General features: G+C 72.4%; 22 protein-coding genes. 9 read left to right on the top strand and 13 right to left on the bottom strand.

Translation table 11 applies throughout. From position 1 onward, the window contains the following. Positions 1–5: 5 nt before the first annotated feature. Positions 6–533: an SgcJ/EcaC family oxidoreductase gene (locus FDO69_RS28470; RefSeq protein ID WP_104783261.1), complete on the bottom strand. Its 528-nt coding sequence runs from the start codon at positions 531–533 to the stop codon at positions 6–8. Between the two features lie 172 nt (positions 534–705). On the opposite strand from FDO69_RS28470, the gene FDO69_RS28465 reads away from it, so the two are divergent. Continuing rightward, positions 706–1,542: a PhzF family phenazine biosynthesis protein gene (locus FDO69_RS28465; protein ID WP_104783258.1), complete on the top strand. Its 837-nt coding sequence runs from the start codon at positions 706–708 to the stop codon at positions 1,540–1,542. Between the two features lie 18 nt (positions 1,543–1,560). Here FDO69_RS28465 and FDO69_RS28460 read toward each other — a convergent pair whose 3' ends face one another. Beyond that, positions 1,561–1,737: a DUF397 domain-containing protein gene (locus FDO69_RS28460; RefSeq protein ID WP_104783255.1), complete on the bottom strand. Its 177-nt coding sequence runs from the start codon at positions 1,735–1,737 to the stop codon at positions 1,561–1,563. A 160-nt stretch (positions 1,738–1,897) separates the two neighbouring features. Here FDO69_RS28460 and FDO69_RS28450 point away from each other — a divergent pair, with 160 nt between their 5' ends. Next, positions 1,898–2,242: a hypothetical protein gene (locus FDO69_RS28450; RefSeq protein WP_234388149.1), complete on the top strand. Its 345-nt coding sequence runs from the start codon at positions 1,898–1,900 to the stop codon at positions 2,240–2,242. 6 nt (positions 2,243–2,248) lie between these two features. Here the strand turns inward: FDO69_RS28450 and FDO69_RS28445 are convergent, their stop codons facing one another. The 3 genes from FDO69_RS28445 to FDO69_RS28435 form a co-directional block, all read right to left on the bottom strand. Next, the gene (locus FDO69_RS28445) at positions 2,249–2,908 is read right to left on the bottom strand and encodes a DUF5063 domain-containing protein (RefSeq protein WP_104783249.1); all 660 of its coding nucleotides are present in this window, start codon (positions 2,906–2,908) and stop codon (positions 2,249–2,251) included. Then, complete coding sequence (gene recR, locus FDO69_RS28440) at positions 2,901–3,500, bottom strand: recombination mediator RecR (RefSeq protein ID WP_030897911.1); 600 nt, start codon at positions 3,498–3,500, stop codon at positions 2,901–2,903. Before recR ends, FDO69_RS28445 begins: the two co-directional genes overlap by 8 nt. A gap of 94 nt (positions 3,501–3,594) precedes the next feature. Continuing rightward, positions 3,595–3,954, bottom strand: coding sequence for a YbaB/EbfC family nucleoid-associated protein (locus tag FDO69_RS28435; RefSeq protein ID WP_104783246.1), 360 nt, complete (start codon positions 3,952–3,954; stop codon positions 3,595–3,597). Positions 3,955–4,230: 276 nt separating this feature from the next. On the opposite strand from FDO69_RS28435, the gene FDO69_RS28430 reads away from it, so the two are divergent. Next, positions 4,231–4,989 (top strand): SLATT domain-containing protein, encoded by a 759-nt coding sequence (locus FDO69_RS28430; RefSeq protein WP_104783243.1) that lies wholly within the window; start codon positions 4,231–4,233, stop codon positions 4,987–4,989. Between the two features lie 12 nt (positions 4,990–5,001). Here FDO69_RS28430 and FDO69_RS41360 read toward each other — a convergent pair whose 3' ends face one another. From FDO69_RS41360 to FDO69_RS28410, 5 genes are all read right to left on the bottom strand, one after another. Beyond that, positions 5,002–5,157 (bottom strand): hypothetical protein, encoded by a 156-nt coding sequence (locus FDO69_RS41360; RefSeq protein WP_159030658.1) that lies wholly within the window; start codon positions 5,155–5,157, stop codon positions 5,002–5,004. Positions 5,158–5,283: 126 nt separating this feature from the next. After that, a complete protein-coding gene (locus tag FDO69_RS28425) occupies positions 5,284–6,846 on the bottom strand; it encodes a substrate-binding domain-containing protein (RefSeq protein WP_104783240.1) in 1,563 nt (520 codons plus the stop codon). A gap of 130 nt (positions 6,847–6,976) precedes the next feature. Further along, entirely contained in the window at positions 6,977–9,037 is a 2,061-nt protein-coding gene (locus FDO69_RS28420; protein ID WP_104783237.1) for a serine/threonine-protein kinase, read from the bottom strand. Between the two features lie 79 nt (positions 9,038–9,116). Beyond that, positions 9,117–9,593 (bottom strand): MarR family winged helix-turn-helix transcriptional regulator, encoded by a 477-nt coding sequence (locus FDO69_RS28415; protein ID WP_104783234.1) that lies wholly within the window; start codon positions 9,591–9,593, stop codon positions 9,117–9,119. Then, positions 9,590–10,195 (bottom strand): type 1 glutamine amidotransferase family protein, encoded by a 606-nt coding sequence (locus tag FDO69_RS28410; RefSeq protein ID WP_104783232.1) that lies wholly within the window; start codon positions 10,193–10,195, stop codon positions 9,590–9,592. The genes FDO69_RS28415 and FDO69_RS28410 overlap by 4 nt, the downstream gene beginning before the upstream one ends. Positions 10,196–10,363: 168 nt before the next feature. Between FDO69_RS28410 and FDO69_RS28405 the strand changes: the two genes are divergently transcribed. The 3 genes from FDO69_RS28405 (at position 10,364) to FDO69_RS28395 (ending at position 14,405) form a co-directional block, all read left to right on the top strand. Continuing rightward, a complete protein-coding gene (locus FDO69_RS28405) occupies positions 10,364–11,719 on the top strand; it encodes an aspartate aminotransferase family protein (protein ID WP_104783323.1) in 1,356 nt (451 codons plus the stop codon). Positions 11,720–12,931: 1,212 nt separating this feature from the next. After that, positions 12,932–13,633: a GntR family transcriptional regulator gene (locus FDO69_RS28400; RefSeq protein WP_104783226.1), complete on the top strand. Its 702-nt coding sequence runs from the start codon at positions 12,932–12,934 to the stop codon at positions 13,631–13,633. 121 nt (positions 13,634–13,754) lie between these two features. Further along, on the top strand, positions 13,755–14,405 hold the full coding sequence (locus FDO69_RS28395; RefSeq protein WP_104783223.1) for a hypothetical protein: 651 nt from the start codon (positions 13,755–13,757) through the stop codon (positions 14,403–14,405). 9 nt (positions 14,406–14,414) lie between these two features. Here FDO69_RS28395 and FDO69_RS28390 read toward each other — a convergent pair whose 3' ends face one another. Together FDO69_RS28390 and FDO69_RS28385 are read right to left on the bottom strand one after the other, a co-directional pair. Next, positions 14,415–14,708 (bottom strand): hypothetical protein, encoded by a 294-nt coding sequence (locus tag FDO69_RS28390; RefSeq protein WP_104783220.1) that lies wholly within the window; start codon positions 14,706–14,708, stop codon positions 14,415–14,417. 135 nt (positions 14,709–14,843) lie between these two features. Next, positions 14,844–16,127, bottom strand: coding sequence for an adenylosuccinate synthase (locus FDO69_RS28385; protein ID WP_104783217.1), 1,284 nt, complete (start codon positions 16,125–16,127; stop codon positions 14,844–14,846). Between the two features lie 185 nt (positions 16,128–16,312). Between FDO69_RS28385 and FDO69_RS28380 the strand changes: the two genes are divergently transcribed. After that, positions 16,313–17,194 carry a diacylglycerol kinase family protein gene (locus tag FDO69_RS28380; RefSeq protein WP_104783214.1) on the top strand — a complete coding sequence of 294 codons (882 nt, stop codon included), beginning with the start codon at positions 16,313–16,315 and terminating at the stop codon, positions 17,192–17,194. Positions 17,195–17,208: 14 nt separating this feature from the next. On the opposite strand, the gene FDO69_RS28375 is transcribed toward FDO69_RS28380, so the two are convergent. Further along, positions 17,209–17,706: a GbsR/MarR family transcriptional regulator gene (locus tag FDO69_RS28375; RefSeq protein ID WP_104783212.1), complete on the bottom strand. Its 498-nt coding sequence runs from the start codon at positions 17,704–17,706 to the stop codon at positions 17,209–17,211. 74 nt (positions 17,707–17,780) lie between these two features. Between FDO69_RS28375 and FDO69_RS28370 the strand changes: the two genes are divergently transcribed. Both FDO69_RS28370 and FDO69_RS28365 read left to right on the top strand, forming a co-directional pair. Next, complete coding sequence (locus tag FDO69_RS28370) at positions 17,781–18,695, top strand: ABC transporter ATP-binding protein (RefSeq protein ID WP_104783209.1); 915 nt, start codon at positions 17,781–17,783, stop codon at positions 18,693–18,695. Continuing rightward, a complete protein-coding gene (locus FDO69_RS28365) occupies positions 18,692–20,320 on the top strand; it encodes an ABC transporter permease (RefSeq protein WP_104783206.1) in 1,629 nt (542 codons plus the stop codon). The genes FDO69_RS28370 and FDO69_RS28365 overlap by 4 nt, the downstream gene beginning before the upstream one ends. Positions 20,321–20,361 lie beyond the last annotated feature (41 nt).

Genomic DNA, 20,361 nt, shown 5'->3' with positions numbered 1-20,361 from the left:
CGGGCTCAGCCCTGCGGCATCTTCGAGGAGTGGTGGTTCACGATCAGCCACTTGCCGCCCGGCTGCCTCTCGTAGGCGTAGGTGTAGCGGGCCTCGACCGTGCTCTTCTCGCCCGTCTCGTGGTCGGTGAGCGTGAACTCGTAGACGCCGGTGTCGATGACGGTGTCGCGGTCGAGGACGTCGACGACGGACTCGACCTTCGTGCCGACGGGCTTGTTCTGCAGGAAGTGCTCGAAGTAGTCGACGATCCCGGCTCTGTCGGTGCGGACCTGGTTCGAGACCGTCGGCAGCAGCACCGCGTCCTTGGCGTACAGGTCGGCGACCTTCTTCGGGTCACCGGTCTGCAGCGCGGCGTTCCAGTCGTCGAACAGCCCGAGCACCTGCGCCTTGGTCACCGGCTCGGCGTGCTTCCTGCTCTTGCTCTGCGCGTCCGCTCCGGCGACCCCGGCTCCGAAAGCGAAGGTGCCGGCGGCCAGGACTGCGGCGGCGGTGGCGGCTATGGCGGTGCGCCGGCGGGCGGGGCGGCGGTCCATGACGTCTCCAGTGGGATCGAGGGGAGTCTGCCTCCCTCCGCGTTCTGCGCGGTGGAAGTGACTCCAGCCTCGCGTTCCACCGGTCAGGGCCCGTGCAGCCCGCGTACAGCAGACGTACAAGGAGCCTCCAAATCACGCTGCGTGAGCGGGCGTTGGGCGCTACGGTCGGGGCATGGAGATCTTGCGTTACGTGGCGTTCAGCACGGATCCCGAGGGCGGCAACCCCGCGGGGGTGGTGCTCGACGCGAGCGGCGCCGACGGCGCGGCGATGCTGGCGACAGCGGCCGAAGTCGGCTACTCGGAAACCGCGTTCGTGGTGGACTCCGGCGAAGGCCCCCTGGACGTGCGGTACTTCAGCCCGCTCGCCGAGGTGCCGTTCTGCGGCCACGCGACGATCGCCACGGCCGTGGCGCACGCGGAGCGGCACGGCACCGGACGGCTGCTGCTGCGCACCCCCGCGGGCCCGGTCACCGTCACCACCGACCGGGCGGCGGACGGCAGCCTCGTGGCGACGCTGGTGAGCGTCGCGCCGCGCAGCGTCCCGCTCGAGGAGGGCGACCTCGCCGAGCTGCTGACGATCCTGGGCTGGTCCGCCGGCGACCTGGACCCGGCGCTGCCGCCCCGGGTCGCCTTCGCCGGGGCCTGGCACCCGGTCATCGCCGCCGCGAGCCGCGAGCGGCTGGCGGACCTGGACTACGACATGGCCGCGCTCACCGCCCTCATGGCCCGCCGGGACTGGACCACGATCGACCTGGTCTGGCGGGAGTCACCCACCGTCTTCCACGCCCGCAACCCGTTCCCGCCCGGCGGTGTGGTCGAGGACCCGGCCACGGGGGCGGCGGCCGCCGCGTTCGGCGGCTACCTGCGTGAGTTCGGCCTCGTACCGACCCCTGCCACCCTGACGATTCACCAGGGCGTGGACCTGGGACGCCCCAGCACGATCACCGTGACGGTACCGGCGGAACCGGACACGGGCATCGGCGTGACGGGGACGGCCGTACGGCTCTGAAAGGTCCGGTGGGCGGCCTCAGCGGTGAACAGCGGAGAGGAACGCCGCCCAGACCGAGGGCGCGACCTGGAGCTCGGGGCCCGCCGGGGTCTTGGAGTCACGGACGTGGACATGGGTGGACAGGGCGACTTCGACGCAGGCGCCGCCCTCGGAGTCGCTGTGGCTCGACTTGACCCAGCGCAGTTGGTCACTCATGTCTGATCCACCATCCGCTCGACGAAACGGGCCGACTCAGCGGTACTGAGAGCCTGCGTACGGATCATGCTTGGCCGCTCAGTGGCGCGACTGACAGCCCCCGGTTCGGCACGCGATTCACCGCCCCGAGTGGGTTCCGGCGGCAGGACATCAACTCCACGTGGCAGGCGTGCATTTCGACGCCGTCCGGGTCGAGGGTGTGCGGGGCGAGCTGGCGGCCGAGCGGCTGATCGAGGCGGCGGACGGGGACGCGGGGCCGGTCGTGTGCGAGGCGAGCGGGCCACGGTGGGTGTACTTCCTGCTGGCACCCGGGGTGGTGCGCGGACGGGACTGGCCCCTGGGAGTACAGCAGTTGGGCGGTCGCGACCCGCATACGGTCACGGTCACGTACATCGGGATCCCCGCACTGGAGGGCAACACCTGGCCGCTCAGGTGGTACAGCGAGCCGACGCCGACCGCTCCGTACGTCGACCCCGACGCGCTGACCATCGCCGTGGGCCGGTGAGGCCCGCTACTTGGCCCGGCGCAGCCCCAGTGGCTCCGCGATCTCCTCCACCATCACCCGGCCCGCCTCGATCTCCAGCGTGTCGTCGCCCATGCCCTGGTCCGTGTCCAGGCCGTCGAGTTCGGCGAGGGGCTGGTTGAGGCGGACGTGGGCGAGGACCGACTGCAGGGCCCGCAGGCTCGCCGAGGCGGTGGAGCCCCAGTTGGAGAAGTAGGAGAACTGCCACCACCACAGGGCCTCCGTGGTGCGGCCCGCCCGGTAGTGGGACATGCCGTGACGCAGGTCCGTGATGACGTCCGTGAGGTCGTCGGAGATCCGGGCCGGCACCGGGGCCTTGCGCGGCTCGTAGGGGTCGAAGACCTCGGAGTAGACGTCGATCGGGTCCAGCAGGCGGGCCAGGTTCTCGCGGAGCTCGTCGACGTCCGCCTCGGGGCCCGTGTCGGGTTCGTAGCGCTCGTCGGGCACGATGTCCTCGTGCGCGCCGAGCCTGCCGCCGGCCAGCAGGAGCTGGGACACCTCCAGGAGGAGGAAGGGCACGGCCGATTCCGGCTCGTCGCCCTTGGCTACCTCTGTGACGGCGACCAGGAAGCTCTCGATCTGGTCCGCGATCTGGACCGCGAAATCGTCCGGGTTCTGGTCGGTCGCGTGCAGCGTGGCGTCAGACATCTAGGAGTCGTCTCCCCTCGAAGGCGCGTCCGAGGGTGACCTCGTCCGCGTATTCCAGGTCCCCACCCACCGGGAGGCCGCTGGCCAGGCGGGTGACCTTCAGGCCCATGGGCTTGATCATGCGGGCGAGGTACGTCGCCGTCGCCTCGCCCTCCAGGTTCGGGTCCGTGGCGAGGATCAGCTCGGTGACCGTGCCGTCGGCGAGCCGGGCCAGGAGCTCCCGGATGCGCAGGTCGTCGGGGCCCACCCCGTCGATCGGGCTGATCGCGCCGCCCAGGACGTGATAGCGGCCCCGGAACTCACGCGTGCGCTCGATCGCCACGACGTCCTTCGGCTCCTCGACCACACAGATGACGGCCGGGTCGCGGCGGGCGTCGCGGCAGATGTTGCACAGCTCCTCCTGTGCGACGTTGCCGCAGGTCGCGCAGAAGCGGACCTTCGCCTTGACCTCCATCAGGGCCTGTGCGAGACGCCGTACGTCCGTCGGCTCGGCCTGCAGGATGTGGAAGGCGATCCGCTGGGCGCTCTTCGGACCGACGCCGGGCAGCCGCCCCAGCTCGTCGATCAGGTCCTGGACCACGCCTTCGTACAACGGACTGCCCTTCCTGGGTCTTCGGGGTCGGTGCGTACCGTCCCGTACGTACCGTAGTTGTCTGCCGCCTGTCCGAGGAAGGCGGTGCGCCGGGTCAGAACGGCAGGCCGGGGATGCCGCCGCCGCCCAGACCCTGTGCGAGCGGGCCCAGCTTCTGCTGCTGGAGCGTCTGCGCGTTCTCGTTGGCCGCCTGGACGGCCGCCACGACCAGGTCGGCGAGGGTCTCGGCCGTCTCTTCGGCGGACGCGGAGTCCGGATCCACCGCCTTCGGGTCGATCTTCAGGGCGCGCAGCTCGCCGGCGCCGGTGACGGTGGCCGTCACCAGACCGCCGCCCGCCTGCCCGTCGACCTCCGTCTGCGCCAGTTCCTCCTGCGCCTGTGCCAGGTCCTGTTGCATCTTCTGGGCCTGCTGGAGCAGCTGCTGCATATTGGGCTGGCCACCACCGGGGATCACGATCAGCTCCTTGCTCGGTACAGGTTTTCCCGTTCGGCACGAGCCTACGTGGTCGGGGCTGCCGTCGCCCCGGCACTCTTTCGAGTGAGTCCCCCTCGCGCCCTATACCTGATCAAGGAATACTTCCGGGCGGAAAAGAGGCGAAAGCTACGTCTTCGCCACCCATTGGGGGGTAGGAAGGGTCGGGCGCGTTCCGGATGCGGACTTTCGTCCATCGCGCAGCGTGATCGGTGGGTGAACCGTACGTGGTCATTCGTGGTCAGTGAGGAGTGCCGGGTGGGTCAGCCGGAGATGCAGCCCGAGGGGCCGCCTCAGGACGGGCGGGGCGAGCAGGCGGCGGCCGGGCTGCGGCCGGGCGATCTGACCGGGCGGGTCTTCCCGCTCGGGGACTGGGGCGAGCCGGCGGTCCGGCTGGACGAGCTGTACCGGTGGGTGGAGCGCGGGGCGCTGCGGACGGCGGCCTGGTATCTCGCCGACCGGGTGTCGAAGCGGCGGTGCGCGCGGGTGCTGCGCTGCGGGGCCGCGGTGGGGGCGGTCACCGGGGTCGCGCTGCCGCTGCTGGATCTGACCGGGGTCGCGGGCGGGATCGCCCCCTGGGGGTGCCTGGCGCTGTTGCTGGGGGCGGCGTGCGTGGCCGTCGACCGGTACTTCGGGGTGACGTCCGGGTGGATGCGGGACGTGGCCACCGCGCAGGCCGTGCAGCGACGACTGCAGGCGCTGCAGTTCGACTGGGCGGCGGAGAGCGTGCGGGAGGTGCTGGGGCCCGCGGAGGGGACGGCCGGCGAGGCCGCCGAGCGGTGCCTCGGGGTGCTGCGGAGGTTCTCCGAGGACGTGACGGAGCTGGTGCGGGTGGAGACGGCGGACTGGATGGGGGAGTTCCGGTCGGGGTGTGCCGCGCCGGCTGGGTTGCAGGCCGTGGCGTTCCCGGCGCCGGGGCGCGGGTCCGAGGTGGGGGTGAACGGACGGTTCACGGTGCCGCCGCACGGCGGGACGCGACCGAACATGCCCCGCCAGCGGCCGCCGGAGCCGAGGTGAGGACGCCGGGCGTCACTCCAGCGCGGGCTGGACCCGTGCCGGAGCTTCCCGCAGTGTCGTCTCCGCTCGGCCCACCACATCGCCGTCTGCCGCCAGATCGAGGTCCGGCCCCGCCAGGTCGGACTGGACCTCGAAGACGGCGTTGCCCTCGCCGTCGGCAACGGTCATCACGACAAGATCTGTCACAACACCCCGATATGCGCCCAGCTCTGACAGAGCGCTACCCATCTTGGGGCATGGGGGGAGGGCCACGCCCGGAAGTTCGTCGACTTCCCCTACGACTGAGGAAACGGCCTAGTCAGGCGGCCCCCCGTTGTCCTGCGCGCACAGGGTGAGCCCCTCCGGGGTCCAGCACGGCAGGTGCCCGTGGGTGCGGATGATGTCCTGGCCGTTGCCGCGGGCCAGATACGTCAGGAAACTCGACGCCAGGGAGTCGGCGGGGGGCCTGCCGTAGGTGTAGGCGTATTCGATCTCCCGGTACGGGTAGTCGCTCACGCCGTGTTCGATGGCGTCGACCGAGGCGGGGTCGCCGTCCAGACGGAGCGCGTGCAGGCCCTTCACGCGACCGGCGAGGTTGAGTTCGCTGTAGCCGATGGCGCCGGGGAGGCCGGCGACCGTCGCCAGGACCTGTTCGGTCGAGTCGAGTTCGCAGCGGATGACGGCTGCCGTGGGGTCGTCCTTGTGAACGCAGTCGACGGAGGAGTTGGCGATCTCGCCCCGGCCCAGCACCCGGCGCTGGAAGACCTGCCGTGTCCCGGAGTTGGCGTCCCGGCTGACCAGGTGCACGGGCAGGTCGGGGCCGCCGAGCTGCCGCCAGTTGCGGATCTCGCCCCGGTAGAGGCGCCGGAGGTCACCGGTGGACAGGTTCGTCAGGTGCACGTCGTCGTTGACCACGAGCGCGAAGACGGACACCGCCACCCGGTTCTCCCGCAGGTCGGGCAGGCCGGCGGGCTTGGGTCCGTCCGACAGGGCCACCACCGCCGGGGTGCCCCCCGAGTCCCGTCTCGCCCGGGCACCGGCGGCCGTGAGTTCCCGGATCCCGGCCGTCGAGCCGTGCGCGTCCACGTCGATGACGGGGTCGCCGCCGCAGTCCCGCTGGTACTTGTCGGCCACCTCGCGCAGGACGGGCGCGAACGCGGTCGAGCCGGTGAGGGTGAGGGTGCCGCTCGCGCAGCCGATCGGGGGAGGGGTGTCGTCCTGGGCGACGACGATCACCGCCAGGGTGACCACACTCGCCGTGAGGGCGATGGTGATCAGCCGCGCGGCCCGGCTGAACAGCGGCGGCTTCTCGTCCGGCGTGGCACTGCGGTTGGGGTGCACCTCACCGTCACGCAGGCCGCCCACCAGCCGAATCTCGTCGCCCACGTCACCGCCGGAGAGGAGGACGAGCAGCTTGAAGTGGTCACCGCGGTTGAGCGGGACACGCGGGATGCGCAGGGTGTGCCCATCGTAGGCGAAGCCGCGGCCGGCGGTGAAGTGGTCCATGAGGTGGTCGGTGTCCGACGGCTGGGTGACCGATACACCGCGGACGGTGCGACCGGTGAACACCGCTGTCAGGCCGTGCAGTTCGGGACCGGTGTAGTCGTCCCGGTCGATGCCCTGCGAGCCGTCGTTCTCGATGCGCAACAGGACCAGCGTCGCGTCGGACATGTCAGGAGCCTCGTCGAACAGGCCGAGGCGGCGGTTGGCGCGGCCTGAACGCACGTCGTCACCGATGGGGTTGTCCATCTGCACGCGGTAGCCGAGGCGTTTACGGCGCGGTACCCGGCGTTCGTACCAGACCATCACGCCCGAGGCGACGATGCCCAGAAAGGCCGTGGCCACGGCCACGAGGTTCTCCGCGCTCAACCACTCCATGGTGGGTGCCCCCGCCGCCGCCCGGCCGATTCGATCGTCCGGTCACCGTACGGCTGCACGAGCGCCCACCCGGTCTTCGTCGGCCGGAATTCGCCCGACGTTCAACAAACACGTGAGCAAGGGGGGTTGGTCACTGCTTCGTGTACGTCAGCCGTTCCCCGCTGCTCGTGTTCACGCGTTCCAGCGTGCCGTTCGGGAGGAGGGTCACCTCGGTGGCCGCACCCGGGGTGCAGGCGGTGCGCGGCTGCCCGACCTTGACGGTGGACGGGCCGATCTGCAGCGCGCCGTCGGTGCCGGGTTCCGCGGTCAACCGCCCCTCGAAGACGCAGTGGTAGGTGCCGCCGCCCTTGGTCGGGCCGTCGGCCACGAGGGACAGGACCGTGTCGCCCAATTCGCCCTGCCGGAAGGTGAGCGAACGGCTGTGCTCGCCGTCGGCGTTGTCGATGGTCGTGGTCCAGGTGCCGAGGTACCCGGCGGGGATCGTGCCGTCCGCCGGGGAGGGTGAGGTGTCCGGCTGCGAGGTCGTCGGGGAAGGGCCCGGGGTGGTCGGGGCCGGGCCGGTGCTCTGCGTGCCACCACGGCCGTCGTCGGCCCCGTCGTCGCCGCCCTGCATCAGCGCGTACACCGACCCGCCCGCGGCGAGGGCGACGACCAGGGCGATCACGACGAGCAGCGCGGTGGAACGGCCGTCCCCGCGCGCCGGCTGGGGCTGCGGGGGGCCGTACGGCGGGGTCGTGCCGTAGGGCGGCGGGCCGTAGGGCGGGGTGGAGCCGAGGCCGCCGTAGGCGGGGTGCGGCGGGGGAACGCCCGGGGTGCCGGGCTGCGGGTGCTGCTGGGGGTAGCCGTACGCCGGATACGGGGGTGCCTGTGGCTGGGGCTGCGGGTGGGGCGGGGCGCCCGGGCCCGGCAGGTGGTGAGGTGCCGGGGGCGCGCTCTGCCCGGCGGCCATGGTGGGCAGATGGTTCACCGACGGCCCGCCGCCCTGCGGCCCCGGCAGGCCCGGCGGGGGCGGGCCGGGGGTCGCCGCCGGCGCGGTCGCGGGGGCCGGGGGCAACGCCGGGCGCGGTGACGACTCGTCGGCGGCGGGTGCGTGTTCGGGGGCGGGGCCGGGGCCGGGGCCGGACTCGTCCGCAGGGACCGGACCCGGCCGCTGCGCGGCGTCGCTTTCCGGCTGCGGGCCGGTGAGGGCCGGTCGCGCCCGCGCGGCGGAGCCGCCCGTGTCACGGCCCCGCACCCCTCGGGCGGCGGGCCGGGCCTGCCCCGCCTCCCCCTCCGGATCCTCCGTGTCCAGCAGCCGCACCGCGTGCCGCCCCAGTTGGGCCACCAGTGCGCTCGGCAGCCACGGGTCGAGGGCGCGGCCGTCGGAGACGGTGTCGTCGGCGCCCGTGCGCTGCAGGATGCGGTCGAGGGAGGGCCGGGCGGCGGGGTCCTTGCGCAGGCAGTCCCGGACGAGGTCGGCGATGCCCTCGGGGACGCCCTCCAGGTCCGGCTCCTCCTGGGCGATGCGGAACATCAGGGCGTGCACGCCGCTGTTGGCGGTGCCGAACGGCAGGGCGCCGGTGGCGGCGTAGGCGAGGACCGAGCCGAGGCAGAATACGTCGCACGCCGGGGTGATGCGGTCGCCCCGCACCTGCTCGGGCGCCATGAAGCCGGGCGACCCGACGAGCGCGCCGGTGCGGGTGAGCCCGCCGTCCGTCACGGTCTCCAGGGCGCGTGCGATGCCGAAGTCGATGACGCGCGGGCCGTCGATGGTGACCAGCACGTTGGACGGCTTGAGGTCGCGGTGGACGATGCCGGCCGCGTGGATGTCCTTGAGCGCGTGCGCGAGCCCGGCCGCGAGGATGCGGACCGTCCGCTCGGGCAGGGCACCGTGGTCGTGTCCGACGACCTGTTGCAGGCTCGGCCCGGCGACATACCCGGTGGCGACCCACGGCACGGCCGCCTCGGTGTCGGCGTCCAGCACCGGCGCCGTCCAGTACCCGCCGACCCTGCGTGCGGCCTGCACCTCCTGCCGGAACCGCTCCCGGAACTCCTCCTGCGCGGCGAGCTCCTCGCGGACCAGCTTCACGGCGACCGTACGGCCCCGCTCGGAGCGGGCCAGGTACACGTGCCCCATGCCCCCCGCGCCGAGCCGCGCCAGCAACCGGTACGAACCGATCTGCTGCGGATCCCCGGACCCCAGCTTCTCCATCGCTCAGCCGCCTTCCCCCCACACGCGAGCAACAGACCGAGAATAGTGCGGGGCGGGGGCCGGGTGACCTGGGCGCGGTCTACGGTTCCGTAACAGGCGGAGGCGGTGTGCCGGGCGTCCCCACCTGGTCGAGCACCGTCGACAGTCGTTCCAGCACCCGCACGGCCTCCGCCAGCTCCGCCTGACCGAACGCCTCGGCCAGCCGGTCGGCGAACGCCGTGTGCCCGGGGTCGATCCGGGCGATCGCCGCACGCCCCTGGGCCGTCGGCGTGAGGAGCTTGGCGCGGCGGTGCGCCGGGTTCGGCCGGTACTCGGCGAGCCCCTTGTCGACGAGCAGGTCGGCGATGCGCTGGACGCTCTGCCGTGTGATGCCCATGGCGCGGGCGATGCCGGAGACCGGCAGCGGCTCCCCGAGGACCGCACCGAGCACCTGCCACCAGGCTGCGGTGAGCCCCGCGGGCCGGGCCAGTTCCTCCGCGACGGCGAGGAACTGGCCGTTGAGCCGGAACACCCCGAGCGCGCTGCCGCTGAGCAGGTCCTGACGCTCGCGGCTCACAGTGCGCCGGCCTTCTCCAGCACCCCGTAGGCCGCCGCGTCGGAGTCGTGGAACAGCCGGTACCAGGCGTCCAGCACCTCGCCCTCGTGGACGCCGAGCAGCCGGAGGATCTCCCGGGCGAAGGCGACGGGTTCGGTGGGGCCCGCGGTGACCAGGCCGGCGTCGGTGACGGCGTCGGCCTCGACGTAGCGTCCGCCGCCCGCGTAGCCGGTCGCGGCCAGGTAGAAGGAGACGGCGCCGGTGTGGTCGCGGTCGTCGAGCAGGCCCTCGCGGGCGAGTCCGGCGGTGGCGCCGCAGATCGCGGCGACCGGGACGCCCGCGTCGAGGAAGGCCCGGGCGGTGCGGGCGAAGGGGGCGAGGTCGTCCGAGGTGTCCCAGAGGTCGGCGCCCGGGAGGATCAGCAGCGCGCTGTCCTCGGGGCGCAGATCCTCGAGCGCCAGGTCGGGCTGGACGCGCAGTCCGCCGATGCTCCGCACCGGGGACGTGGACGGGCCGACGGTGCGGATCTCGTGGCCGGCGCGGGCGAGATGGGCCGTGGCGTGGCCGGTCTCCCAGTCGGCGAGGGTGTCGTAGACGGCGAGATGGACGGGCTTGCGGCTCATGGCTCCTCCTCTGCTTCCCTGCATGACAACATGCTGTCCAATAGACAGCATATTGTCAAGAGGTCCATCGCTCGACACCTTCCCGTCGACAACCTGTCGCGGAAACCCCCAGACCTCACACACGACGCCGATTTCCCGCCCCCGCCCCCCATGCCTACGCTCGCCCGCATGACCCCTCAGCCGAACCCCGAAGCCGGCGCCGCCGTCAAGGCCGCCGACCGTGACCACGTGTTCCATTCCTGGTCCGCCCAGGAGCTCATCGACCCGCTCGCCGTCGCCGGTGCCGAGGGGTCGTACTTCTGGGACTACGACGGCCGCCGCTACCTCGACTTCTCCAGCGGGCTCGTCTACACGAACGTCGGCTACCAGCACCCGAAGATCGTCGCCGCGATCCAGGAGCAGGCGGCGAAGATGACGACCTTCGCGCCCGCCTTCGCCATCGAGGCGCGCTCGGAGGCGGCCCGGCTGATCGCCGAGCGGACCCCGGGCGACCTGGACAAGATCTTCTTCACCAACGGCGGCGCCGACGCCGTCGAGCACGCGATCCGGATGGCCCGGCTGCACACCGGCCGCCCGAAGGTGCTCTCGGCGTACCGCTCGTACCACGGCGGTACGCAGCAGGCCGTGAACATCACCGGCGACCCGCGCCGCTGGGCCTCCGACAGCGGCTCGGCCGGGGTCGTGCACTTCTGGGCGCCCTACCTGTACCGCTCCCGCTTCTACGCGGAGACCGAGGAGCAGGAGTGCGCGCGGGCGCTGGAGCACCTGGAGACGACGATTCGCTTCGAGGGGCCCTCGACCGTCGCGGCGATCATCCTGGAGACCATCCCGGGCACGGCCGGGATCATGGTCCCGCCGCCCGGCTACCTCGCCGGGGTGCGGGAGATCTGCGACCGGCACGGGATCGTCTTCGTCCTGGACGAGGTCATGGCCGGCTTCGGACGGACCGGCGAGTGGTTCGCGGCGGACCTGTTCGACGTCACGCCCGACCTGCTGACCTTCGCCAAGGGCGTGAACAGCGGCTATGTGCCGCTGGGCGGTGTCGCGATCTCCGGGGCGATAGCGGAGACGTTCGGGAAGCGGCCCTACCCCGGCGGTCTGACGTACTCCGGACACCCGCTGGCGTGCGCTGCCGCGGTGGCGACGATCAACGTCATGGCGGAGGAGGGCGTCGTCGAGAACGCGGCCCGGCTGGGCGCCGACGTCGTCGGGCCGGAACTGCGGGCGCTCGCCGAGCGGCACCCGAGCGTCGGCGAGGTGCGCGGCACGGGCATGTTCTGGGCGCTGGAGCTGGTGCGCGACCGTGAGACGCGGGAGCCGCTGGTGCCGTACAACGCGGCCGGTGAGGCGAACGCCCCCATGGCCGCCTTCGCCGCCGCCGCGAAGAAGGGCGGGCTGTGGCCCTTCGTGAACATGAACCGGACGCACGTCGTGCCGCCCTGCAACATCAGCGAGGCCGAGCTCAAGGAAGGCCTGGCGCTACTGGACGCGGCGCTCTCGGTGGCGGACGAGCACACGCGGTAGACACCGAGCACACGTCGGTGGCGACCGGGCACCCGCCGGTGGACACCAGGTACCCGCGGTGGACACCGGGCACCCGCGGTGGACCGGACACCCGCGGTGGACCGGACACCCGCGGTGGACCGGACACCCGCGGTGGACCGGACACCCGCGGTGGACCGGACACCCGCGGTGGACCGGACACCCGCGGTGGACCGGACACCCGCGGTGGACCGGACACCCGCGGTGGACCGGACACCCGCGGTGGACCGGACACCCGCGGTGGACCGGACACCCGCGGTGGACCGGACACCCGCGGTGGACCGGACACCCGCGGTGGACCGGACACCCGCGGTGGACCGGACACCCGCGGTGGACCGGACACCCGCGGTGGACCGGACACCCGCGGTGGACCGGACACCCGCGGTGGACCGGACACCCGCGGTGGACCGGACACCCGCGGTGGACCGGACACCCGCGGTGGACCGGACACCCGCGGTGGACCGGACACCCGCGGTGGACCGGACACCCGCGGTGGACCGGACACCCGCGGTGGACCGGACACCCGCGGTGGACCGGACACCCGCGGTGGACCGGACACCCGCGGTGGACCGGACACCCGCGGTGGACCGGACACCCGCGGTGGACCGGACACCCGCGGTGGACCGGACACCCGCGGTGGACCGGACACCCGCGGTGGACCGGACACCCGCGGTGGACCGGACACCCGCGGTGGACCGGACACCCGCGGTGGACCGGACACCCGCGGTGGACCGGACACCCGCGGTGGACCGGACACCCGCGGTGGACCGGACACCCGCGGTGGACCGGACACCCGCGGTGGACCGGACACCCGCGGTGGACCGGACACCCGCGGTGGACCGGACACCCGCGGTGGACCGGACACCCGCGGTGGACCGGACACCCGCGGTGGACCGGACACCCGCGGTGGACCGGACACCCGCGGTGGACCGGACACCCGCGGTGGACCGGACACCCGCGGTGGACCGGACACCCGCGGTGGACCGGACACCCGCGGTGGACCGGACACCCGCGGTGGACCGGACACCCGCGGTGGACCGGACACCCGCGGTGGACCGGACACCCGCGGTAAACACCTGTAAACCCGTCAGTAACCGACATCCTCGCGCCTCATTCGAACGCGTAAGGTGGCGTGCTCGTAGACATCCATGTACGCGCACGCCACCCGAACGCGACGAGGGAGACGCCCTGACCATGCCCGCCAGCTCCGGCAACGGCGCCGTGACGCGCAGCACCCTGCGACAGCAGATCGCCGACGCGCTTCGTGACGAGGTGCTGGCCGGGCGGCTCCAGCCGGGGCAGGAGTTCACGGTCAAGGAGATCGCCGAGCAGTACGGGGTGTCGGCGACGCCGGTGCGCGAGGCGCTCGTCGACCTCTCCGCGCAGGGGCTCCTCGACGCCGACCAGCACCGCGGCTTCCGGGTCCACGAGTACTCGGTCGACGACTTCCGCGGCATGATCGAGGCGCGCGGGCTGGTCATCGAGGGCATGTTCCTCGCGCTCACCGAGGGGCGGCCGAACGCGGTGCGGCCCGACGATCCCCGGTCCGCCGCCGTGGTCGCCGGGGTCCGCAGGCGCGGCGAGGAGGCGCAGCGGGCCGCCGCGGCCGGTGATCTCAGCGTCCTCATAGGCTACGACCTGCGCTTCTGGCGCGAGCTCGGCGCCTGCTTCGGCAATCCCTACCTCGCCGACTTCCTCAACCGGCTGCGCGTGCAGACCTGGGTCTGCGCGGTGCAGCACCTGCGCCGGCTCACCGATCTGCGCGGCGAGCTGTGGGCCGGTCACACCCAGCTGGTCGACGCCCTGATCGACCGCGACAACGACGCCGCCCGGGCGATCATCGCCGCGTACAACGCGCACTCGCTCACCCTGATCGAGCGGCTCGCCGCCGGATGACCCGCGTCGCCGCTGTCCGTATGGGTATGGGACATGCACGGCGGGAGCCGTGACCGCGGCGCACCGCTACCCTTCTTGACCACCGTGCTACCCGACGACCGCGCTGAGCGAGGAGCCTTCTTTGGCCTGTGACCTGTGGCTGGTACCGCTCGTCGACGTGTTGTGCCACACGCCGGACAATCCCTTCGCCGAGGAACTCGCGCAATACAACAAGGTGCTCGCCGAGGCCGGTCTGCCGCCGGTGCCGGTGTACCAGTACATGCCGGGACTGTCCGGCGAGGTCGCCCCGGTGGCGGGCTTCGACTACGACGCGCTGCACTTCCTGCGCCGCGCCTATCTGCTCCAGGTGTGCGGCCTGCCGGTGACGCCCGTGGACGAGCTGGGCGGCGACTACGAGCAGTTGCTGGAGATGTTCGAGTCGACGGCCCAGCAGTCGCACCTGGTCTGGCACTACGACCACGCGGGCGCGTACGTCCCCGTCGACTTCCCCGGGCCGCTCGCCGACGACGATCTCCTCGCGGGCGGCGGCCCGCTGGGCTCCTCGCACGCCCTGCTGCGGGAGCTGGAGGTGGTCGCCCCGGCCATCGGGATCGACCCGGCCAACCCACCGGCGGCGCCCCAGCCGCCGCTCGCCCCGACGGAACTGGAGGAACCCGCCGTTCCCGCCCCGTACGACCCGAGCCCGTTCGCCCGCGAACGGCACGTCTGGCTCGGGCTGCACGCGGCGGTGACCCGCAGTCTCGCCCAGGGGTCGATGATCGTCTTCAGCTGAGCCCGCGGCTCACCGTCCCAGCTGGGAGAGGCCCTTCTGCACGTCCTCCATGTTCATCACCGGGGTATAGGAGATCTCCGCGTCCAGCTGGAGGAAGAAGGGCTCGCTGATGACCGGCATCTGCCAGCTGTCCTGCATGTCGAAGACCACGTAGGCGGTGCGCTTGCCGTGGTCGGTGGTGAAGTAGGCGGCTTCGGGCTTGATCTGTTCCATCGACTCCTGGATCAGCTTCGTCAGGGTGCCGTTCCGGATGGCCTCGTTGGCCTTCTCCGTGTCCATGGACGCCTTGAGCAGTACGCGCATCGCACTCACCTTCTCCTGGCCGACGCACGTGAGGGTATGGCTTCAGCGTATGCCCGTTCCCGGGAACTCTCCCGGCGACAGAAAGCGGGCCGCCCCCCGTGTGCACGAGGAGCGGCCCGCGGACGTCGGGACCGGTCAGAGGAACGAGTTGATCTCGATCGTCTCGTCCCGGCCCGGGCCCACGCCGATCGCGGAGATCGGGGCGCCGGACATCTCCTCCAGCGCCTTCACGTACGCCTGGGCGTTCTTCGGCAGGTCACCGAAGGACTTCGCCTTGGAGATGTCCTCGTTCCAGCCCGGCAGCATCTCGTAGACCGGCTTCGCGTGGTGGAAGTCGGTCTGCGAGTAGGGCAGCTCCTCGACGCGCTTGCCGTCGATCTCGTACGCCACGCAGACCGGGATCTGCTCCCAGCCGGTGAGGACGTCGAGCTTGGTGAGGAAGAAGTCGGTCAGGCCGTTCACGCGGGTCGCGTAGCGGGCGATGACCGCGTCGAACCAGCCGCAGCGGCGGTCACGGCCGGTGGTGACACCGCGCTCCCCGCCGATCCGGCGCAGCGCCTCGCCGTCCTCGTCGAACAGCTCCGTCGGAAACGGTCCGGCGCCGACGCGGGTCGTGTACGCCTTGAGGATGCCGATGACCCGGCTGATCTTCGTCGGGCCCACGCCGGCGCCGGTGCAGGCGCCGCCCGCGGTCGGGTTCGACGAGGTGACGAAGGGGTACGTGCCGTGATCGATGTCGAGGAGCGTGCCCTGGCCGCCCTCGAACAGGACGACCTTGTCCTCCTCCAGCGCCTGGTTGAGCACCAGGACGGTGTCACAGACGTACGGCGCGAGCTTGTCGGCGTAGGCCAGCAGCTCCTCGACCACCTGGTCCACGGCGATCGCGCGCCGGTTGAAGAGCTTGGTGAGGACCTGGTTCTTGACGTCGAGAGCCGCCTCGACCTTCTGCGTGAGGATCGACTCGTCGTACAGGTCCTGCACGCGGATGCCGACACGGTTGATCTTGTCGGCGTAGGTCGGGCCGATGCCGCGCCCGGTCGTGCCGATCTTCCGCTTGCCGAGGAAGCGCTCGGTCACCTTGTCCATCGTCACGTTGTACGGCGTGATGATGTGCGCGTTTCCGCTGAGGAGGAGCTTGGACGTGTCGACGCCACGCTCGTTCAGACCGCTCAGCTCGGAGAGCAGGACCGACGGGTCGACGACGACGCCGTTACCGATGACCGGCGTACAGCCGGGAGACAGGATTCCGGAAGGGAGGAGGTGCAGTGCGTACTTCTGGTCACCTACGACCACCGTGTGGCCGGCGTTGTTGCCGCCCTGGTAGCGCACTACATAGTCCACGGAGCCACCGAGAAGGTCGGTGGCCTTTCCCTTGCCTTCGTCACCCCACTGAGCACCGAGCAGCACAAGTGCGGGCACGCGCGTACACCCCTTCCGGGCGGGGCATGTCCATGGTCGAGGGCGAACGCGGATAATCGCAGCCGCGTGCACCGCGACCGCCGTTGGCCGCCAACCGTCGGACCGGATGCCCCGGAATAGACGAAGCCCCTGGCGCAATAGCGCAAGGGGCTCTTGCACAAAGATGCTACCCGAGGAAGCGAGGCATGGCCGAGGTGGCGACTTCCGCGACGTCCGAGCAGCTGTTGGTGGTGGTCGACCCGGTCGCCCGTAGGTCGGACGGCGAGTCCGTCCGGATCGCGAAAGACGTGCTCGGAGCGGGTGCGGGCATGAAGCTGTGCCTGCCGGACGGTCCGGAGGAGTTCGCCCGGGCGCTGGCCCGGCGGGGCTCGCGGCGGCCGGTGGTGGTCGGCGACGACCGGGCGCTGATCCGCGCGGTGGCGCTGCTGCACCGGCACCGGGAGCTGGCCGGATGCGCGCTGTCGGTGGTGCCGGTCGGGGGCGCGCTGTCCCTGGCCCGGTCGCTGGGGGTGCCCACGGGGACGGTGGCGGCGGCGCGGGCGGTGCTCGACGGGGTCGAGCGGCGCATGGACCTGATGGTCGACGACAGCGACGGGGTGGTGCTCGGCGCGCTGCGCATACCGCCGCTGCGGCCCGCCCCGGCCGGGCCGGGCCCCGAGGCCGCGCAGGATCCGGACGACGTGCCGGGCCGCCCCTGGCTGCGGACCTGCCAGTACCTGGTCCGGACGCTGGTTCCGGCGGGCCGCCCGTCCCGGCTCGCCGCCGCGCCCGAGCCGGGCCCGTCCCGGCTGCGGGTCGAGGTGGACGGGGAGACCCTCGTCGATCTGGACCAGCCGGTGGAGGCGGTGTCGGTGGCACCGGCCGCGGCGGGGGTCGCGTCGGTGGAGGTCAGACCGGTGTCGGTGGGCGCGGAGGCCTCACCGCTGCTGGCCCGGGGCCGGACGGTGACGGTGTCCGGGGCGCACTTCCGCTACCGCGCGGACACGGTGGTGTCGGGTCCGGTGCGGACCCGGACGTGGGTGGTGCGGGAGGACGCGTGGGGGCTCACGGTGCCGGCGGGGCGGTGAGCCAGGCCGGACACTCAGCCGGACCCGAACGTCTTGTCCCGGTGCGCCCGCCAGCGCTCCATCAGCGCGGCGAGTTCCCCCTCGAAGAACTCGAAGAACGCGAGCGTCTCGCCCAGGCGGCGGCCGGCCGGGGTGTCGGGACCGAGGCTGGTGACACCCTCGCGCAGGGCGCTTTCCCAGCGCTTCAGAACGTTCTCGCGGTTGGCCAGGGCCTCGTACCACTGGTCGCCGTGCACCCGGTAGCGCTCCCGGCGCGAACCCGGTTCCCGCTCGCGCGAGACCATGTGCGTCTGGGCCAGGTAGCGCACCGCCCCGGACACCGCCGCGGGGCTGATCCGCAGCTGCTCCCCCAGCTCGGCGGAGGTCATCGAGCCCTCGTCCGACGACAGGAGCGCGGCGAAGACCCGGGCGGGCATGCGCGTCATCCCCGCCTCGACGAGCTGCGCCGCGAAGGACTCCACGAACCTCGACACGGCCTGCGCGTCCTGGCCGCTTCCGGCTGACTCGTTCATGGGACTCAGTCTATCCGTGCTTCACACTGTTCCTTAACTTCACAAAATTCTGAAAGAAGCGTACGTTCCGAAGCATGACGAAGGCCATCACCGTCTCCGGACTGCACAAGTCCTTCGGGCGGACGCATGCTCTCGACGGACTCGACCTGGAGGTCGCCGCAGGCGAGGTCCACGGCTTCCTCGGCCCCAACGGCGCCGGGAAGTCCACCACCATCCGGGTCCTGCTCGGCCTGCTGCGCGCCGACTCGGGCGCCGTGCAGGTCCTCGGCCGCGACCCGTGGACGGACGCCGTGGAGGTGCACCGCCGGATCGCCTACGTCCCCGGGGACGTCACGCTGTGGCGCAACCTGTCCGGCGGCGAGGTCATCGACCTCTACGGCCGGCTGCGCGGCGGGCTCGACACGAGGCGACGCGCGGAGCTGGTCGAGCGCTTCGAACTCGACCCCACCAAGAAGGGCCGCACGTACTCCAAGGGCAACCGGCAGAAGGTCGCCCTGGTCGCCGCGTTCGCCTCGGACGTGGACCTGCTGATCCTGGACGAACCGACCTCGGGCCTGGACCCGCTGATGGAGGAGGTCTTCCAGGCCTGCGTCGAGGAGGAGCGCGACCGGGGCCGCACCGTCCTGCTCTCCTCCCACATCCTCAGCGAGGTCGAGGAGCTGTGCGACCGCGTGAGCATCATCCGCAGCGGCCGTACGGTCGAGAGCGGTTCGCTCGCCGACCTGCGCCACCTGACCCGCACCAGCCTCGTCGCCGAGCTCGCGGGCCCGCCCGACGGGTTGTCGGCGCTGCCGGGCGTCCACGACCTGGACGTGCGGGGGCACCGCGTCCGGCTCCAGGTCGACACCGACCGGCTGGACGCCGTCCTGCGGTCGCTGACCGAGTCGGGCGTGCGGTCGCTGACGTCGACCCCGCCCACGCTGGAGGAACTGTTCCTGCGGCACTACCAGGGCGAGGCGGCCGAGTCGGACCGGGCGGTGGCCCGATGACGATGTTCGCGGTACGACCGGGCGGTTCACGCCACCTGGCCGGCACCGGCACGCTGCTGCGATTCGCCCTGCGCCGCGACCGGCTGATGATCCCGGTGTGGATCGCGGTGAACGCGCTGATGGTCCTCTCCATGCCGGGCACGCTGGAGGGTCTGTACGGCACCCCTGCCGAACGCGCCGACCTGATCCGGCAGGTGGAGACCAACTCCTCGCTGCGCGCGATGGTCGGCCCGGTCTTCGGCGACTCGCTGGGCGCCCTGACGGCCTGGCGCGTCGGTGTCTACGCGGGCGCCCTGGCGGCCGTGATGAGCCTGCTCGTCGTCGTACGGCACACCCGGGACGAGGAGGAGAGCGGCCGTCAGGAGCTGGTGGCGTCCGGGATGGTGGGCCGCCGGGCCTCCCTGACGGCGGCCCTGCTCGCGGCTGCGGTCGCGAACGGGGTCCTGGCGCTGCTGGTGACGGCCGGGCTGGCGGGGCAGGGTACGACCGGCGCCCTGGCCCTCGGGCTCGGGATCGCCGCCGTCGGGATGGTCTTCGCCACGATGGCGGCGATCGTCGCGCAGCTGACGGAGAGCGCGCGTCTGGCCCGCGGCCTGACGGCGGCGGTGCTCGCAGCCGCGTTCGTCCTGCGCGCGGCGGGCGACTCGGGGACGGATGGGGGCACCTCCCAGGCTTTCGGCACTGGGGGAGGCTCGTCGGTTCCGACCTGGCTGTCGCCGCTCGGCTGGCTGGAGAACCTGCGGCCCTACGCCCACGAGCGCTGGTGGGTGCTGGCGCTCCTCGCCGGGGCGGTGGCCCTCCAAGGAGGGGCCGCCTACGCCCTGGCCTCCCGCCGGGACCTCGGCATGAGCTTCCTGCCGACCCGGCCGGGCCCGGCTTCCGGACGCCTGGGCAGCGCGGGCGCCCTGGCCTGGCGGCTGCAGCGGGGCGCGATGCTGGGCTGGAGCATCGGATTCTTCCTGGCCGGCGTCGTCTACGGCGGTATGACCGAGGGCGCGGCGGATCTGGTCGGCGACAACGAGGGCGCCCGGCGGATCATCGAGCGGATGGGCGGACAGTCCGGCCTGACGGACGCGTTCCTGGCGTCCATGATCGGCATGCTCGGCCTGGTCGCGGCGCTGTACATCGTTTCCTCGGTGCTGCGCCTGCACGGCGAGGAGACCTCCGGCCGGGCGGAACCGGTGCTGGGACACGCGGTGGGGAGGCTGCGGTGGGCCACCGGGCATCTGGTGATCGCCTTCGGCGGCGCCGCCCTGATCATGCTGCTGGCCGGGCTGGGCTTCGCCGTCGGCTACGGCAGGGAGACCGGCCCGATCCTGGGGGCGTGCCTGGTGCAGCTTCCGGCGGTGTGGGTGGTCGGCGGGGTGGCGGTGCTGCTGCACGGGGCCCTGCCCCGGGCGGCCATGGCGGCGTGGGGGGTCGCCGGGGCGGTGCTGCTGATCGGCTGGGTCGGACCCGCGCTGGACGTACCGCAGGTCGTGCTGGACGTCTCACCGTTCGGGCACCTGCCGAAGCTGCCGGGCGGGTCCATGGAGTGGGGGCCGGTGTCCGTGCTGACCGGGGCGGCGGTGGTGCTGGTGGCTGCCGGCCTGGCGGGGTTGCGCCGCCGCGACATGTCGACCTGAGCAGCGGCCGGAACCGGCAGCGGCCCGCGTACGTCCCTGCC

This window comes from Streptomyces tibetensis (assembly GCF_007655005.1).
Taxonomy (GTDB): domain Bacteria; phylum Actinomycetota; class Actinomycetes; order Streptomycetales; family Streptomycetaceae; genus Streptomyces; species Streptomyces tibetensis.
This window is presented reverse-complemented; position numbering and strand designations above follow the sequence as displayed.